We start from the raw sequence: 17,652 nt of genomic DNA, 5'->3' as shown, positions 1-17,652 counted from the left end.
AGATAGCTAGGCGGTGTAGTAGTTGAGGGCCCAGTTGCGTTTGACGGTGTCGCCCCAGTAGAACACGCTGCGAACCAAGCTGTTCACGTGGGCGCTGCCGTCCAGGTAGCGGATGAGCCGCATCAGCATAAGGTAGAGTTCGTCCCTATCCTCGATAGCCATGAGCTTTTTGAACCGCTGGTCGCGGACATCCTGGCTGCCTTTGTTGGAAGCGGCGAGCTGCCTGGCAAAGTGGCTCTTGCCGGAAAACACGGTCACATGGGCCAGCAGGCCGGCTGCCGGGGCGAGGCGTTCAATATCGTCCGCATCCAGGGGGAATCCCTTGGACGCCAGATGGGTCACAAATCCGCGCTGGTACGCCGGCGAGCAAAGAATTTCCACAGGCGTCTTGGCGCGGCGCAGCTCGGCGCGCTGGCCGCGGTTGTCATCCAGCCCCATGCGCCACTCTCCTACAGCGCTCCAAAAGTCAGTGTTGTTCTGGTACGTTCCGAAGTTGCTCATGCCGCCTCCTTGGCGGTGATGGTGCCGCCGAGATGGTTTTTGTAAACGCCCTGGTTCAGCTTGCGCATTTCGTTAAACGCCTTGCTGGCGCGGCGGGCGTGGTCCGGGTGGGTCAGCTCCGGCCCGGCAACGCGCATGAACAGCGTGTCTGCCTCATCCCGCAGCGCCCTGGCCCAGCCCTGCTTGACCTTCGCGTCCGAGGCTACGGCTTTTACAACTTCCGCAAGCTCCCTCGCCGCCACAAAGAACGCGGCGCGGGTATCGGCCCAGAAGCTTGCCGAGAGATCGGCAAAAAAGGACGAGCCGAACGCCTTGGAGCGCGCCGGGTTGCTGGTATGCACTACAGCCGTGCGAATCGCCTTGGTCAGGTTGTCGCGCACCATGCCCGCCGCTTTCACCAGTGTTTCCACCTCGGTGCGGAAGTCCTGCACGACCTCGCCGTCCAGCGGCAGGATGGGGAAGGAACCCTCGCACCAGCCGCGACACTTAGCGCTCTTCATGTCATACCCGCCAGCCAGCAGGCCGTATTCATTCGCAATATCGGCGCTATCCTCACGCGCAGCCTGGACACATCGGGCAGGTTCGGCAAGGCCGTTGGAATCCCCGTACACAAGGGGCAGCCAGTTGGTGTAGGCCGTGGCGTACGAGGTTCCCTTGCCCGAGAACCAGGGCTTGTCCGCGCTCTGCCTGCGATACGGCGTGAGCGGATGCATCCAATCCTCGCCATAGTTGTAGCCGTGAGGGCGACGTATGAGCTGATGAAAGACAACCTCGGCCTCGTCACCGCAGAGGTCGCAGCGGGCATGATCTTCTACGGGCAGTAGCAAGTAGCGCCGCGGCATTCCCCAGTAGTGGTGCAGGAAGTGGCCGTCCGCGCGCCTGAAGACCTTGCCGTTCTCACTGGTGCGTGTGGGCGCGGCCCAGGGAAAGACGGCGCCGGGCAGTCCCTCCGCCGTCGGCGCGGGCTCCACGTCGCGCGCATTGAGCGGCAGCACATTGGCCCACACGGTTTGCCAGAGGTTTTCCACCAGAACGATGGTGGATAGCGGCCCGCCGCCGCGCAGGGATGTGCGGTTGCCCCGGCCGCCCGAAGGCGCGAAGGCCTGCATGGTCTGCAAAGCCATGGCCGCGCAGCTGGGGCACATGGTCTCGATGTCGCGCCTGACAAAGAAATCAAGCGAGCTGTCGCCAGGATAATTGATGAGCAACGCGCCGATGGGGATGGCGCTCTTGGCGTGGGCCTCGGGATCGAGGGTCAGATCCTGCTGAAACAGCGGCCGCTCACCCAGCAGCTCGAAGAACCGGGCATACGGCTCCATGGCCTGCCGCAGCGTTTCCAGCGACGGCGGAGCGTCGTACCACTGCTCGCGTTTGGTGACGTTTTTCGGCGGGCAGGCCGTTTGCACAAGACCGATAAGGAACTCAAGCAAGGCCAGACGGAAGTCGTGGCGCGGCGGGGCAAGGTCGAGAGGGGGATCATCCGCGCGAGTCAGCTCCCAGGGAGCGATGCGCTCCACCCGGCCGGATGCGAGCACAGCCGGCAGCCATCGATCCCGAACAAGGTTCAGGGACATGCGTGCCTCCTGTTTTTTTGGACGCAGTTATCCTATTCCGTACGCATTAGCCGGTACGGATTTGAAACACTCAGCGAGCTAGAAATCAAGAGAAAGGTAAGAAAGAAGGCTTCCACAGAAGTTTCCTGCGAAAATATCTCCGCAGGATACTTATTCTATTCGCAATCCTTTCGCCCGGCTGTACCGCACCGCAACCAGCGTCCCATCCTTGGGGACCTGCCCTGTCCACTCGTCGCCGCCGGATTGGCGCAGCGCCACCAGCCGCACCCAACGGCCTTTGTCGGGCATGGTTTCGGCAAACGCCTCCAGCGCGACGCTGGCAGGCTCTGAGCCCGGTCTATCCACCCGTTTGGTGGACACCGAGACCTCGGAGAGCGCGCAGGCCTTGGCCCCTGCTCCGCCGACCCACAGAGTGATGCGTCCGTCTTCCCCCACGCAGCAGAGGCGCAGTTGCACGCGTTCGTCCCCTATGCGTGTTGCCGCGGCCGTATCGTCCGACCAGCCAGCTCCGGCGTCCAGAGAATAGCCGGAATCGAGCGCCAATACGTTCTGATACGCCAGGCTCCGCGCGGCCAACTCGTCGCCCAACGGCCTCAGGTCGGCCTCTTCCAGCACGGCCGGAGCCTCGATTGCCTCGCCGTATGCTCCTTCCATGAGCACGCGGGCATCCCCCGGCAGAACGATGCGTCCGTGCTCTTTCAGCAAACGCGCTGTGCGCCAGAGCAGTGCTTGCTTGCGGTACACGAACCGCGCCGTGCCGAGCAGCGCGCCGTACCAGTCCGCCGCGGGGTCGTCGACCGGCTCGGGCGAGAGGATCACCAGCCGTGGGGTTCCGTATCCCTCCGGCCGCTCCCGTGTGTGGCGGTGGCACCGCCCTGCCCGCTGGATCAAGGCGTCCATAGGCGCCAGGTCCGAAAGCATCAGGCCCACATCGTAATCGAGAGACTGCTCAAGTACCTGCGATCCCACAAGAATATACCCGGCGCGGTCCTCGGACGTAGAGCCCTTGCCGAAGCGGCGCAGGATATCCTTCTCACGCGCCAGCCTATCGCACATGGCAAAACGGGCGTGGCACAGGATGACTTTGTTCGGCGGCAAGCCGTAGTCCGTTACCAACCGCTCCGCCGTGTCCATAGCCTGGTCCACGGTGTTGCGCACCCAGCAGGCGCACGCGCCATCCCTGTGCACCTGCACCAGGGTTGCGAACATGGCGGATTCATCGTGCACCAGCGCCACGGCAGTGGTCTTGCCGTGGCCCTCCGCCGGTATGGGCTGCTCGAAGACCTCGCCCGCAGCGTTTACCCGCGTGGCCAGCGGAAAGTCATCCTTGTCCAGTTGTGCCGACTCCGCACGCCCCAGGCCGCGTTGAAAGGCGTGCACCAGCTTGAGGCGGAGTGATTGCGGCAACGTGGCCGTAAGCAGGACGGCGCTGGAGCCCATGGCGGCGATGAACGTGAGCAGCGTAGCCAGGAGCTCGCCTGTGTAGAGATCATAGGAATGGACCTCGTCCGCGATGAGTACGGTCCGGCTCAGCCCGGCCAGGCGCAAGCTCTGGTGCTTGGCTGGTAATACGGCGAGCAAAGCCTGGTCCAGGGTGCCGGCTCCGCACGGCGCGAGCAGCGCCTTCTTGCGGTTGTCCGCCAGCCACTGGCTGCACGTTACGTCGCTCCGTTCGCCCATGCGCGGCGCGGCGTCGTCCTCCAGCGCGATGGTCTGCAGGAAGGCATCTTCGATGTTCTGTTGGCCATGCGCCAGCATAAGCGAGGGAACGCCGTCCTTCTCGTCGAACAATGCGCGGTAGGTCGCTGCAAGCCTGTGGTACATGGCATTGGCCGTAGCCATGGTGGGAAGTCCAACATAAAAGCCGCTGCATCCGCCCTGCTCCATGATGGTGTGCACGCACAGCAGCGCGGCCTCTGTCTTGCCGCAGCCTGTCAGGTCTTCAAAAATGTGGAGCTGCGGGCTGGCATCGACTACCGCGTCTTCCATGGCATAGCGCTGGAGCGGCCGAGGGGAATACCCTTTCAACTGGGGCAGCAGGGAGGAAAAATCCTGTCCCTGCGCCGCCGCAGGATGGAGGAGTCCGCACATGCGCACGGCGGTACGCGCCCGCTGCTGCGCCAGGGCATAGTACGCCCCCGCATCCATGGGATCTGAACGATAGGGAAAGTACTCCTCGCTGGAGCCGATCCAGTCCGCCGCAACCATGAGCCCTGCAAACAGCCAGGAGAGCGGCCTGAACCGGTCCTCATCGTCAAAAAGCTCAGGCGGCTCCGCAGGCAGGAAGAGCTCGGCCATCTCGCCGGCATGATGGAGCGCCGCCTCATTGGAATAGGAGAAATCCCTTTGGTTGACCTCCGTGTCATCGACCGGTGCGCCGTGGTGGCCGATGGCGGCCATGGCGAGCGGCGCAAGCATGCGGAAGTGCGCGCGCCACGCAGCGCATTGCGGCAGGTCGGTTGTGCGGCTCATGATCCGATTGCGATAGAACCACCACCCGGCCTTGGTATGGTGCGGCGGTGTACCCGCCCGGAGATACGGCGGATGCCCCCATGCTGCCGCGATATCGCCCCGCAGCCATTGAAAGCCCGCGCTGAATTTGCCGATATCGTGAATGGCGGCGAAGAACTGGAGAATCGGCTTGATGACCGCGTACGGACAGCAGGCGAGCCCTTCCACGCGCTGGCGCAGCACGCCGTCCATTTCCAGTAGCTCAGTCAGGACCGCGGCCACATCGAGGCAGTGGAACTCCACAAGATGGCTATTATTCGAATTGTGCTGGGCTTTGCCCCAGAAGCGAACAGACTCCATGGGCAGCATATACATGATTTAGGTTGTGGGTTCACCTCATTCGCGCTGCGTTTCCTACTTGAACTGTCGAGTAAGAATCTTGAGGACGACCTGAGCACTCTATAATGTCAGCTTGTGCTCTCTTGAAAGTGTTACAGAAACACGTTACATTTCATTTTTGAGCAGTGTACTTAACACTCTGAGAAGTAAAGCTTTTCCTTCCTGGCAACGAGGATCCCACCCTCTCCGCCAGATAAATACAAAGGGTTCCAGCGTGTTGTGCTGGAACCCTTTTCCTTTTCCTAACCTATTCCTAACCTGGCGATCATACCCGGCATCCCGGCCGGACCGACGATAGGGTTACAAATGCTCCCCCAAATTTGGCTGTGGGAGATGTACGAGACGGTGGAGTAAATTTAAAAAGATCTTTGGATAGTCACCTGAAACACTACAGCCGCGTACGCACCGACCAGGGCCACAATATGAACGGCCGAAGGGCCCTTCAGCCCGCCTTTCGGCGGCAACCAGCGTCGGTCTCGTCGTACCAGCCCCCCAGGCCGACGGATGCGTGGCCCTTATGTACGTCGGTCCTCCCGGACCTGTATATACGCTTGAATCCCAATCGGGGCCGGGCTGTTATGATCATGGAAAGGAAGATATTAGGAATGAACAATCGACTCGGCCGCCCTTGGCGTGAGGAGGTTGCTCGCTCCGGCCAGCTCGATGCGGTTATCGCCCTGCCGCTGAAAATCTTCAAAAAAGTCGCCATCGGGTTCGCCATCGTTATTCTCCGCCCTGCCCCAATCCACGACAATGTGCTGTGCATCTACGCGGAAGGTCCTCCATCAAACACGGCAAAGGTCGACGATGTTTTCAATGCGGATCTCGGCGCCTCGATCGTCGATGCCTACAAGAACAGAACGGCTATCGATGGCTTCGCACAACCAGTGTTGTGGGACGACTTGAAGAACATGGGTTACGAACTCCGCCCGTCGGTTCTTGTTCCTAGTGGCAAGAACCCAAACCGCATCATCGCCGGCCTGCTCGAACAACGCCGAGATGTCGAGAGAGAACTGCGTCTGGAAAGCGATGCGATCAGGAAGACGATTGAGCGGCTTGGCGAGGAATGATTAGAAATCCGCAGAATAGCCCCTTCGCGGGACCGAATGTACTTTTCTATTCGGGCGCTACCGCTCCCGGCCCGCCTCGTGCCACGCCTTTTGGATAGGCGAGAGGAGATACTCGGCCACGGTGCGTGAGCCGAGCATGATCTCGGCATTTGTCTGCATGCCGGCCGTCAGCTCGTACGAGATCCCGTCCTGGACGAGGCGTTTGGTCTCCAAGGCCACAAGCGCCTTGTAAACCAACGGCTTGCCTGTCGGCTGCTGATCCGTACCGGCGGCGCCGTTGCCGTTGGTGCTCTCATCGGCAGCGTCTGCGCTCACGCGGAGCACGGTTCCTTCCGCCATGCCGTACTTCTGGAAGGGAAAGGCGGCGAACTTCAGCTTGACCGGCTGCCCTTTTCGGACAAAGCCGATGTCATCATTTGAAACCCAGACCTCAGCCCGCAGCGGCTCGTCCTGTGGCACCAGGGTCAGGAGCACGGTGCCCGGCTGCACGACAGTGCCTTCAGTATGGGTCGCGAGATCCTTGACCACGCTGTCCTGCGGCGCCTTGAGCTCCAGCAGCCCCTGCTTGTGGGTTTGCTTGGCCAGCTCCTGGGTCAGCTTGTCCAGCTGTCCTTCCAACTCGTCCCGCTCCGCATTCAACTTCTTCCGATAATCGGACTCGAGCTGGGCCAATCGTTTTTCGGACTGCGCCACACTGGCATTGGCCGAGGCGATCAAATAAAGCTGCGTCTTGAGCTCCTGCTCCTTCTCGATCACTTCGCGATGCTTGTCCGACGCGGCAATGGGCGAAACATAGTTATCCTTGGCCAGCTTTTGATATGCCGCATCCTGCTCATGGTAATACGGCAGTGTCGCATCGAGCTTGGCGCGCACCTGCTCTGCTGCTGCCAGCTCCTGACGGGCCTTGGCCAGACGTGTCTGCTCTTCCGCCAGGGTGGCGTTGAGCGCCGCCCGGTTCGCGCGAAACTGGGAATGCACGTCCTTGGCGATGCGTTGCGGGTCTTCCGGATTGATAATGAACTCCTCGCCGGCCAGCTCCGCTTCGATGCGCCGCAGGTTGAGCCGCTTGCGCTGGAGCTCGAGCCTGATGGCTTTCGCCTCGGCATCGCCGATATAGGGGTCCATCCGCATGAGAATCTGCCCGGCCTGCACCTTCTCCCCTTCCTTGACCAGAATCTCCTTGAGAATGCCAGCCTCGGAGGGTTGGACGATCTTGAGATACGATTCCGGGATGAGCTTGCCTTCGGCTACCGCCACGATGTCCAAATGTCCGAGCATTCCCCAAAGAATCAAAAATATTATCAAACCAAGCAGAACCCAGAGGATAGTTCGTCCCAACGGATTGGGAGGCCGATCGGTGAGGCGCAGGATCGGTGGAAAGAAATCCATGGGATCGGCATCGCTGGCGAAGAGCTTTTCCGCTTTCATGAAAGTATCGCCTTGACTGTGCTAGCTATCTTTTCAACTGCGTTTTCAGGAGAATATTCTTGATTCCGCTGTGCAAAATCCTGGACAGATCGTCTACATTCCTGGTCGTTCAGCAGGGCTGACAAGTCTGCACTCAACCGCTCGGCGCTTCTGTCTTCTCTGGCAGCGACGCCGCCCCACTCGGCCACGCGCAACGCCAACATGTGCTGCTCAACAACCTTGGCCAGGATCAGCTGTGGCACGCCACGTAGTAGGGACTCGGTCACGACGCCGCTGCTGCCGTAGCTCACCATGACGTTCGCATCCTGCAACAGATGGTTGAAATCGGTCGGCGAGAGGACAATCCTCAATCGAGGTCCGGCCAGCTTTCTGGCCTGGGCCCTGGTGATTCCCGGTATGCGGGCAACCACCTCGGCCCTGCACTCCCGCAGAACAGTCATGGCGTTCAGAAAACCCGGCACGCCAGGCCGCAGGTAGGCGAGAACGCGCCCTTCTCCTGTGCCTTGCCAATCGACGCGTTGGGTTCGCGGCTGAGAGAATATGGCCCCGACATACGTGCCGCCCGAGCGCTGTGGATAATGGTCCAGCTCCGGCAAACAGGTGAGCAGGTTTTCGCCGCCGAACAGCTCAGCCAGCGCCAGGTCACTGGTGTATGAAAAACTGCGGGCGACCTTGGAAATTTGCTCGTTCACCGCTGCATCGGCCCGCTTCAAACGCTCTTCCGGGATGTCTTCCCATGTCCGCATGCACGGCATGGGGAAGACTGACGGCGGCGTCGCAAATCCATTGCCGATGTTGATGGCCGGGATATCCGCAATTGTGCACGCCAGAAGCGCCGTCGGGGCATGGTCGACAAGGACCAGGTCTATTTCGAGCCGCTTCAGCAAGGTGAGCCAGGCGTGCACGAGTCCACGTAGCAGATCGAAATCCGCATAGCCCTCGCCGAGCAGCATCTCCGAGTAGTTCGCCGCCGGTCTCGCACGTGACTTCCGAAACATCGGAACCGGCGCCTGCACATAGGAAAACGCGGCGTCCCCAAGAATCTCGGAGGCGCCGCGAACATCACGCACAGCAAAAACAACGTCATAGCTCGCACGCAGCGCATTGGTCACGTGCAGACAGGTCGTCAGATGGCCGTGGTTGCCGCCCAGCTCCCAGCCAATCAACAGGCGCTTCACGATTAACGCCCTCCGGCAGCATTAGCCGAGCTTTGCTACGCCTTCGGACAATCCGTTGAACCGCTGCAGATCAGCGCCACAGCCGGCGGCCAGGGAGAATTTGTCGTCCCGCCAGGCATACTTGGAGCCCATGCAGCCATTGCCGGCCTGGTTCAGGCAATCGATGTCGGCGCCTTTGTGGACGTCGGACCAGCTATCGGAATACGGCGCTTCACATTCGGCCAGCGCGCGTTCCATGGCTTTCCAGCGGGCGAAGAAGCTGTTTGATCCGCTTTTATCGCCATCGTGCTGTTTGTCGAACTCTTCGCAATACTTACCAAAATCCTTCGCTGCCGGGTATCCACCTTTCCGGTCGTGAGCAGACCATCCCTGCTGACCATGGTTGCCGCAAGAAGAGTTATTGCCTCCTCCCCAACCTCCATACCAAGGATCAGAGTGGCCACAGCCTCCGCCATAACCACCATGGCTTCCACTCCATCCTCCGGTCCAACCGCCTTGATGATCGCCACAACCACCCCAGCCTCCGCCGGAGTAACCACCCCAATCGCCGCCCCAGCCACAACCGGGGAACCAGCCCCAGCCGTCATCGTGGCTGCCGCAGCCACCACCATGGTGACCGCCTCCATGATCTCCGCACCTACCACCGTGATGTCCGCCATGATCGCCACAGCCGCCGCCGTGGTGGCCACCGTGGTCGCATCCGCCGTCGTCTCCTTGTTCAACGGCGATGCTGAAGACGTCGGAGGCGTAGGAGTCGTCACCGTGCCCATCGGAAGCAAAGACTTTGATGTCCACGCTTCCTTCTGCATCGGTAGGAACGTGGCCGGAGAAGGTTTGCGTCTCCGAATCGAACTGCAACCACTCCGGCAGGGCGGAGCCGTCCGCACGTGTGGCCGAGTAGGTCAACGTATCGTTCTGGTCGATGTCGGAGAACGTACCCGCCGGGATCTGCCAGCTGACATCGGTATTGGTCTGCACAGTCTGGTCTGCGATGGGCGCATCCAGAACCGGAATATCGTTCTGGCCCTCCACGGTAACCGTCAACTCACCGGCTGTGGCCGCAATGCCGTCCGTCGTGGCGTAAGAGAAGTGCTCCTGTGCGGTCTCGCCAACGCCCAGCGCCTGCACAGCCTGCGAATCGTTGTCCAGCGTGTAGGTGTATGCGCCGTCTTCCCCCAGCGTCAGCTGACCGTACACACCGTCCAGCGCGCCGGGGCTCGCGACCGAGAGCACCGTACCGTTATCAACATCCGCGTCGTTGGCCAGCACGTTGCCAGTAGCGGTCAGCACCCCATCTTCCTGCACCGCGGCGGTATCCGTCACAGTCGTCGGAGCGTCATTGGCGCCGACAATGGAGATGATCAGCGATTCGCTCTGCTCGGCTATGCCATCAGACACGGTGTACGAGAAAACCTCGCTTCGTGTTTCGCCCTGCGCTAGGGCCTGCACCTCGGCAAAATCGTTATTCAGTGCGTAGTGATAACCGCCATTGGCGTCGAGTGTGAGTGTGCCGTAGAGCCCGGCCAGTGTACCGGGGTTGGTCACAGTCAGTATGGCGCCTGTATCAAAGTCGTGGTCATTGGCGAGCACGTTTCCGGCAGCGCCCTGCGCCGAATCTTCGGTAACGGTGAGCCCGTCCGGCGTCGCCTCGGGCGCGTCGTTCGAGCCGGCAACATCGATGATCAGCGAGGCTGTGGATGTGCTCGGCTCAAAGGGGTTGTTGTTCACGATGTCGTACGAGAAGACGTCGGCAACGGTCTGCCCTTCCGCCAGCGCCTGTACAGAGTCAGCATCATTGTTGAGTGTGTAGGTATATGCGCCGTCCGCAGCCAGGATCAGCGTCCCGTACACGCCCACGTACACGCCGGGAATCGCCGTAGCGTAACCGTCCGCATCGTCGTCATTCGCCAATACGTTGCCTGTGACGCTGGTCAGCACATCTTCCTGGACAGCGTTATGGTCATTGACCGCCAGGAAGGGCTCATCGCTCGCGTAATGGTCGATCTCTTCATCCGTATACGACGTCCCGCCGCAGAACTTCAGCGTATGCACCGAGTTGTCACCCGTCAGCCAGCCGTCCAGTGTCAGCGTCTCATCGCTGCCCTTGATGCCAATGACCAGATCCGAACCATCACGGGTCAGCGAGATATCATCCGGCAGCAGGCCACCGGTCAGAACAACCTTGTCATTGCCGACCCAGTCGTACACGACATCCTGGCCGCCACCCGGACCAAAGAAGTAGATATCGTCGCCATCACCGCCGAAAAGCTGGTCATTGCCGCCGGCGCCGGCGATCCTGTCGTTGCCGGCCTCGCCGTACAGCACGTTATCGACCGAGTTGCCGCGGATACGATTGTCGAGCGCGTTGCCGTAGCCGTTCTGCACACCATTGGTCAGATCGAGGTTCTCGACGTTGTTACCGAGACGGTAGCCGTCGATGTACGCTTTGACAGTGTCCGTGCCCTGGTTCGCGCTTTCCGCGACCACATCGTCTTCGTTGTCCACGTAGTACGTGTCATCGCCTGCGCCGCCGGCCATATGGTCGGCGCCACCGCCGCCGTTGATGATGTTGTTGCCGATATTGCCGGCGATGTAGTTGTCGTCGGAGTTGCCTACCACATCGATGTCCGCCTCGCCCATGAAGCGGATCTCTTCGACGTTGTCCGGCAGCACCATGCTGACCGAGCTGTAGATGGTGTCATACCCCTCACCGGCGTACTCGATCACCGTATCCCACTCGGCGCGATAGGTCGGCTCCGGATCATCATCGCCAGTGCCGATATCGCAACCGGGCTCCGGCGGATTCGGGGGTATCAGCTCCATCTCGCCGTCGACGATGTAGGTGTCATCGCCGGTCCCGCCGCGCATGATATCGATCCCCTCGCCGCCATCCAGGTAGTCATCATTCCTCGCGTTCAGCGGCCCGTCATCGCCGCCGTACAGTTCGTCCGCGCCGGTTCCGCCGTACAGCTCATCGTTGCCGGAGCCGCCGTCCAGAATATCGTTGCCCGCGCCGCCTTCGATGTAGTCGTCGTTCGACAGGTAGTCGCCGCCATAGCCGCTCATGCTGTCCGTAATCAGCATGCCGTCGTCGCCGCCGTAGATAACGTCGTCGCCTGCATCGCCGAACAGTCCGTCACTGCCCGAGCCGCCGTCTATGGTATCATTGCCGTCGCCGCCGTAGATAACATCGCTATTGTCATAGAGTCTCTGGCCGCCATAGCCGCCGGCATACGAGGCGTCATCACCGCCGTAGATAATATCGTCACCATCGCCGCCGTACATCTCATCGCCGCCGGCGCGGCCATCCAGCGTGTCATCACCGTCTAGACCTTCCAGGTGGTTATAGCCAGCGTTGCCTATTATGATGTTGTCTTCGGCGTTGCCGGTGCCATTCAGCGCGTCCGGCCACTCACCGCTCGTATTCCCAAGAAGCGTCAGGTTCTCAACATTGTCGGAAAGGGTCCAATCCACGTCGGAGGTAACGGAATCGATGCCCCCGGAGGCCAGCTCGGTTATCTGATCATCTCTGTCATCAACAACATAGGAGTCGTTGCCTGCGCCGCCGATCAGAATGTCCTTGCCCCAGCCGCCGTCCAGATGATCATCGCCGGCATATCCTGTGAGCGTGTTGTCGCCCTCGTTGCCTAGAAGGATATTGTCCTGCGCATTACCCGTGCCATCGATATGTTCCACACCGATCAGGGTGAGATCCTCGAAAGTATCGGTCAGCGTCCAGGTGATGGAGGAGACGACGGTGTCGTGTCCCTCGCCGGCCACTTCGGTCACCGTATCGGCTGCGTTGTCCACGTGGTACGTATCGTCGCCCGTACCGCCGATCATAACGTCGATGCCAGCGCCGCCGTCCAGGTCGTCATTTCCAGCCAGACCGGTCAGCGTGTTGTCCTCGGCATTGCCGGTGATGGCGTTGTCCAGCTCGTTGCCGGTGCCGATCACGGCGGTTCCGGTCAGCGTGAGATCCTCGACGTTCTCCTCAATGGCATGGTCCAGGCTGGACTGCACCAGGTCGCGGCCGGCATCGGCCTCCTCCACGATCGTGTCGCCTTCGGAGTCGAACACGTAGGTGTCGTCGCCCTCGCCGCCAACCATGATGTCGTCTCCGGCGCCGCCGTCCAACGTATCGTTGCCGGCCAGACCATACAGCTCGTCATCGCCTTCCAGCGCCACGATGCGATCGTCCAGGGCCGTACCATAGATGATGTCGTCTTCCTGGGTGCCGGTGAAGTCCAGCCCCTTGGCCACGAGATCCTCATAGCTGTAGGTGCCGTCCTCGAACTCGAAGAACTCGATGGTCTTGCTGCCGTACGGATCATCCGGGTCGAAGTCGTCCAGGTGGATCTCGCGCCCATCCTCGGTGGTGATCAGCAGCGATCCCAGACCGAGGCGCACGGAAGCAAAGGTCGCGCCTTCAATCCGAAGCCTGTCATACGTTCCTTCACTGTCCGCAATATGCGTAACGCCTGCATCCGCAGTGACAACATATTGGTCGTCGCCGCTGCCGCCTACCAGGGTGTTGTCGCCACCGTCGGCAAAGAGGTAGTCGTTGCCAGCACCGCCGTCCAGATAGTCGTTGCCGGCGCCGGCGTACAAGTCGTCGTAACCATCGCCGCCAAAAATCGTGTCGTCGCCAGCGCCGCCGGCGAGGTAATCGTAGCCCATGCCGCCGTCGAGGTAGTCGTTGCCGGCCAGCTCGGTAAAGGCGTTCGGGTCGTCGCCTTTGAGTATGTCGTTGCCTGCGCCGCCGTACAGGATGTCGTCGCCACCGCCACCGACAAGGCCGTCATTGCCGTCCCCGCCGTCCAGGAAGTCATCACCGAAACCGCTCTCGGTAGCGATGCCGCCATCGCCGTACATATTGTCGTTTCCGGTACCGCCGAACAGATAGTCGTCTGCGCCGCCGCCGTAGAGATAGTCGTCGCCCTCGCCGCCGTTGAGGGTGTCGTTGCCATGGGCGCTCACAGCGACCTCATCCCCATCGCCGTACAGATCGTCATTGCCGACGCCGCCGTACAGGGTATCATCGCCGCCGTGGCCGAGCAGAATGTCGTCGCCCTCTTCGCCGTTCAGGTAGTCGGAGCCGTGGAGATCAGCAGAGAGATCGTTGGCGTCCCCTCCCAGTCTGTCATTACCGGCGCCGCCATAGAGTGTATCGTCGCCCTGGGCTCCGAACATGGTGTCGTTGCCGTCTTCGCCATCCAGGTAATCGCGGCCGGCCGTGGTCTGATCGAGCGAGTCACCCTGCATGTAGTCGTCGCCGGCCCCGCCATACAGAACGTCGTTGCCGCCTTCACCATAGAGCGAGTCATCGCCAGCGCCGCCGTCCAGAAAATCATCACCATGGAGAGAATCATCATCTGGCAGGCTGCCGGAGTTATATGCAAGAGTACCGTCGCCTCTGAGTACGTCGTCGCCGTCCTCGCCAAGAATGATGTCGGAACCTGTACCGCCCAACCCTCTGTCGTCGCCGCTGCCCAGATAGATCGCGTCATTCCCGGCTTCGCCCGCGGCCATATCATTGCCCGCGCCGGCGTACAGCACATCGTCGCCGACTCCGTCGGTGCTCTCCAGACTGATATTCATCAGGTTCCGCTGGGTAGACGTTTCCCCATTGGGCCCGGTAACGGTCTCTTCCTCAAAATGCCAATCCTGCCACCGACCGTTAAAACTGAAGGTGTCCAGATCACCCATGATCCAGTCGTCGCCGCCGCCTGCAACAATGAGGTCATGGCCGTCGCCGCCGAACAGAATGTCATCATCGGCTCCGGAAAACATCGAATCATTGCCGTCGCCGCCGTCAATCCAATCGCCCAGCTCTCCCGTCGCGGCCTGACTGTTGCCGTTAACGATGAGCACCTCAGTACTGCCGGAGGAGCCGCCATACAACACGTCGTTGCCAGCGTCACCGATCAGGCCGTCGCCGCCGGAGCCGCCCTCCAGGATGTCGTTTCCGTCGCGGACAACGAGATAATCCCGACCAGCGCCGCCATCGATGTGCATGCGGCCGGTGGCGTCGGATGGCATGATGTATGTGTCGTCATCGCTGCCGAGCTGGACATTCTGAGTAGCACTGCCATCAGAGCCGTTCACGTCCAGGACGTCGAGGCTGAACTGGTTGCTCTCGATGGTGATGGGCGCGCCGTTCTCGTCCGTGGTCTCGATGACGGCAGTGAAGGTCACGTTGGAGTTCTCGGCAAGGTCCTGATTGGTCAGAAAGGCCAGGGAGAAGAAGTCCTTGCCGGACGAACCATCCAGCACGACCTCGCCGCCGGAGAAGCTGTGCGTCTCGTCGCCTGTAACGACAAAGACGTTGCTCAGGTCGATCTCGCCGTCTGCGGAAGCGATTATCTTGAGGACATCGCCTTCCTTGAGGCTATCCTTGAGCGCCAAATTGATGGACGCGGAGTTGTACTCGTTGGTGGAGGAGGCGATGTCATCAGAATCAGAGGCATCAAAGGGGGTGGAGCTTTGACCAGTAAAAGCTGCTTGGTTGGATGAAGTTCCGAGTTCAATGCCAAAGCGATCCTTAACATCGGCGGCATTTTTAATGGCATACAAAGTAATGCCTTCGTTCGAATTGAATGCTGCGCCGTTTATCGTTAGAGTTTCAGCACTCTTATCAAACGAAAATATATATTGACCAGTGCTATCAATCCATTTATGGGCTACGTTCTTAACAGCATCTGCACTTTGAATCTGGAGGCCATTAACGACTATTTTATTGCCTAAACTCGCATCGAGAATTTTATCAACACCGTCACCTTTATCATATACATAGGTGTCCTTACCCTCATAGCCTTGTAACATATCATTGCCATTGCCTCCAATCAGAACATCATCACCATCACCAGAGATAAAAATTTGATCCTTCTCTCCAAACCCAATAATAAGATCCGATTCGTTGCTGGATATGGTGTTCAAGTCACCGCTTAATATTATTTTTCCATAATTATTGTTATAATATTGCATTGGCAAACCCAGTTCTCTATAAATGGTTTTAGCTAACACATCAAATTTACTATCAGTCAAATCCATTACAGTAGTCGCACGGACAATTTCACCTAAGTCGGTAACATATTTATCCATGCTTAAGTACTCTAAGATTTTATCCTTTCTGTAAGCAATAAGCTGCTGTACCAATTGTGAAAAACTTGTTATATTATTCTGCGCAGAAATTAATGTAGAAATACTATACCCATCCAACAATTCAATATAATTTGAAAAAGCAATCTGATTGCCATCCGCCAAGTGTCCATTATCATTTAATGTGATATTGTACGAAGTCTTCCCAGCAGGATCTACTACGATTTTAGTTGGATCATTTTTGGCACTCGAATATTCGTTCCAAACTGCAATCAAAGCATCTGCCATTGATCCAAAGCCGATAAGATGTGTAGCTGCAGCAATACCAGCCTCGGAAAATGTTACCAAATCATGCGTACCAACCACTCCACCAGACTGTGTATATGTTATATTGAAAGTTTTACCTATCAAATCAGATAAATTAAAATTTGTATTGGATGCACGCCCATTCGCCTCACTTTTGACTGCACTATACATATCAATATATGGCTTATTCCCAAATTTTGGCACCCCGGAAAAAGCTATTATTGCGTAAAGTTCCTGTGCAATTGGATCTTTTCCGATATCTTTTACAGTCGATGCACCCAAAAAACCATTCCCCACACTATCTTTGTCGAAATAATTATAGTATGTTGCATTTTTTTGACCTACTTGATACATACCCGTATAGCCAGCATCATTACTAATGTAATATCTGCCGCTTGACTCGATCGTACCCAAGGCATGAAAAAAGCCACGCCATCCCTTATCAGCTATAGCCTCTTTCGTAAGATCGCTCTTCTTTTGGGTAAGCTGGTCTACTGTCTTTTTCCAATTTATTGGGGCCATGGTCATTCATCTCCCTTAGTGGATTCTGTCAGATTGCATTGATTGTTAAGGAAAAATTGCTCCCCATCTGTCGTGAGATAACAATCAGAAAATGCATTAATTTCACATTTCCTGCAAAATGGCGGAAATTTTAATTTTCCATACTCAGCATGCGAACCTCTGATTAATTCGTAATAGTCATCTCCCACCGAATATAATAATGAATTGCATGCGTAGTAATCTTGTTTACCGTCAAAGTTTAAATCAACTGACAAAAAACAATCAAACCCTTCCAATATCGAAATTTTATTGGACATCAGATGGGCGCTTTCAAGAGTTTTTCTGATTTTTTTAAGTTTGTCATTACTGTATATTTTACTGATATATTTATTTTCTGCCAACCACATGCGATGATTTCCAGGGTATGGTACGCAGATATTTCGCTGATGGTTCGCCAATGAATAGCTTTCGTATGGAAGACGAGCGAACTCAATCCCTCTTGAATTGCCTTTTATTCTGAGATCAATGTTCGTCCGATCTACTTTACCATTCTTAATAAGCGAGCGGAGATTATGTAGATTTTTTTTATTGAAAGGTTGCTTAGGAGAATCAATGCTGCTTCCAGGGTAGTATTCCGTAGTCGAATAATCATAGCGAGGGAATTGTGGATCCAAATGGATTAATGCATCAATACTCTGAACAACCTTTTCTCCTTTCTCATTATATAAACTATAATGGCTAATTCCAATCTTCTTTTCCTTATCAATCCACTCCACGTTCAAAAACGCATCGCACATGGGAAAGCGATCCACGAGCTCTTTGGGTGGATTTTTCATAAAGCCGACATTGTCGATCTTTGGCGTTGCATTTATTGCGTCGCTTTCAGCAGCGCTGGACGGTGTTGCACACAGCAGCATGCAGCAACAGGCGGCGGCCAGAATCCACCAATGCGTCGATGCGGTCTTTCTCATACAATTCTCCGATGCGGGTCTGCGGTCAGCAGTCTTCCTGCGCCATTTCCTCGATATCTGTCTGTGCCCTATCGCGAGCATCTCGTTCCCTTGGCGGTATTCGCCCTTGGATCATCCTGTTGCCGCCCTACCTTGGCGGTCTGATTGCCCCATGCGCTTATGGTGAACGCAC

Annotated in this window: 8 protein-coding genes; 1 reads left to right on the top strand and 7 read right to left on the bottom strand. The window is 57.9% G+C overall.

What is annotated here, in order from left to right; translation table 11 throughout:
* Nucleotides 1-6: 6 nt before the first annotated feature.
* The 3 genes from casB to cas3 all read right to left on the bottom strand — a co-directional run bounded on the left by casB (nucleotide 7) and on the right by cas3 (nucleotide 4,886).
* A complete protein-coding gene (gene casB / locus E8L03_RS03335; RefSeq protein WP_171266573.1) occupies nucleotides 7-501 on the bottom strand; it encodes a type I-E CRISPR-associated protein Cse2/CasB in 495 nt (164 codons plus the stop codon).
* Nucleotides 498-2,075 (bottom strand): type I-E CRISPR-associated protein Cse1/CasA, encoded by a 1,578-nt coding sequence (casA, locus tag E8L03_RS03330; protein ID WP_171266572.1) that lies wholly within the window; start codon nucleotides 2,073-2,075, stop codon nucleotides 498-500. Before casA ends, casB begins: the two co-directional genes overlap by 4 nt.
* A 150-nt stretch (nucleotides 2,076-2,225) precedes the next feature.
* Complete coding sequence (gene cas3, locus E8L03_RS03325) at nucleotides 2,226-4,886, bottom strand: CRISPR-associated helicase Cas3' (RefSeq protein ID WP_171266571.1); 2,661 nt, start codon at nucleotides 4,884-4,886, stop codon at nucleotides 2,226-2,228.
* Between the two features lie 644 nt (nucleotides 4,887-5,530).
* On the opposite strand from cas3, the gene E8L03_RS03320 reads away from it, so the two are divergent.
* Nucleotides 5,531-5,995 (top strand): N-6 DNA methylase, encoded by a 465-nt coding sequence (locus E8L03_RS03320; protein ID WP_244963647.1) that lies wholly within the window; start codon nucleotides 5,531-5,533, stop codon nucleotides 5,993-5,995.
* A gap of 57 nt (nucleotides 5,996-6,052) precedes the next feature.
* On the opposite strand, the gene E8L03_RS03315 is transcribed toward E8L03_RS03320, so the two are convergent.
* From E8L03_RS03315 to E8L03_RS03300, 4 genes are all read right to left on the bottom strand, one after another.
* Nucleotides 6,053-7,273 carry an HlyD family type I secretion periplasmic adaptor subunit gene (locus E8L03_RS03315; RefSeq protein WP_244963646.1) on the bottom strand — a complete coding sequence of 407 codons (1,221 nt, stop codon included), beginning with the start codon at nucleotides 7,271-7,273 and terminating at the stop codon, nucleotides 6,053-6,055.
* Between the two features lie 146 nt (nucleotides 7,274-7,419).
* Complete coding sequence (locus tag E8L03_RS03310) at nucleotides 7,420-8,601, bottom strand: glycosyltransferase (protein WP_171266568.1); 1,182 nt, start codon at nucleotides 8,599-8,601, stop codon at nucleotides 7,420-7,422.
* 21 nt (nucleotides 8,602-8,622) lie between these two features.
* On the bottom strand, nucleotides 8,623-16,530 hold the full coding sequence (locus E8L03_RS03305; protein WP_171266567.1) for a VCBS domain-containing protein: 7,908 nt from the start codon (nucleotides 16,528-16,530) through the stop codon (nucleotides 8,623-8,625).
* A gap of 2 nt (nucleotides 16,531-16,532) precedes the next feature.
* Nucleotides 16,533-17,480 (bottom strand): hypothetical protein, encoded by a 948-nt coding sequence (locus tag E8L03_RS03300; RefSeq protein ID WP_171266566.1) that lies wholly within the window; start codon nucleotides 17,478-17,480, stop codon nucleotides 16,533-16,535.
* Nucleotides 17,481-17,652: the final 172 nt, after the last annotated feature.

The organism is Oceanidesulfovibrio marinus (assembly GCF_013085545.1).
Classification (GTDB): domain Bacteria; phylum Desulfobacterota; class Desulfovibrionia; order Desulfovibrionales; family Desulfovibrionaceae; genus Oceanidesulfovibrio; species Oceanidesulfovibrio marinus.
Note: the sequence above shows the minus strand (reverse complement) of the source record. Positions and strands in the feature narration are given on the sequence as shown.

Bases quoted from the DNA above. Each gene is read 5' to 3' on its own strand.
- casA (WP_171266572.1), bottom strand. From the start codon at position 2,075: ATGTCCCTGAACCTTGTTCGGGATCGATGGCTGCCGGCTGTGCTCGCA.
- cas3 (WP_171266571.1), bottom strand. From the start codon at position 4,886: ATGGAGTCTGTTCGCTTCTGGGGCAAAGCCCAGCACAATTCGAATAAT.
- E8L03_RS03300 (WP_171266566.1), bottom strand. From the start codon at position 17,480: ATGAGAAAGACCGCATCGACGCATTGGTGGATTCTGGCCGCCGCCTGT.
- E8L03_RS03305 (WP_171266567.1), bottom strand. From the start codon at position 16,530: ATGGCCCCAATAAATTGGAAAAAGACAGTAGACCAGCTTACCCAAAAG.
- E8L03_RS03320 (WP_244963647.1), top strand. From the start codon at position 5,531: ATGAACAATCGACTCGGCCGCCCTTGGCGTGAGGAGGTTGCTCGCTCC.
- E8L03_RS03315 (WP_244963646.1), bottom strand. From the start codon at position 7,273: ATGCTCGGACATTTGGACATCGTGGCGGTAGCCGAAGGCAAGCTCATC.
- casB (WP_171266573.1), bottom strand. From the start codon at position 501: ATGAGCAACTTCGGAACGTACCAGAACAACACTGACTTTTGGAGCGCT.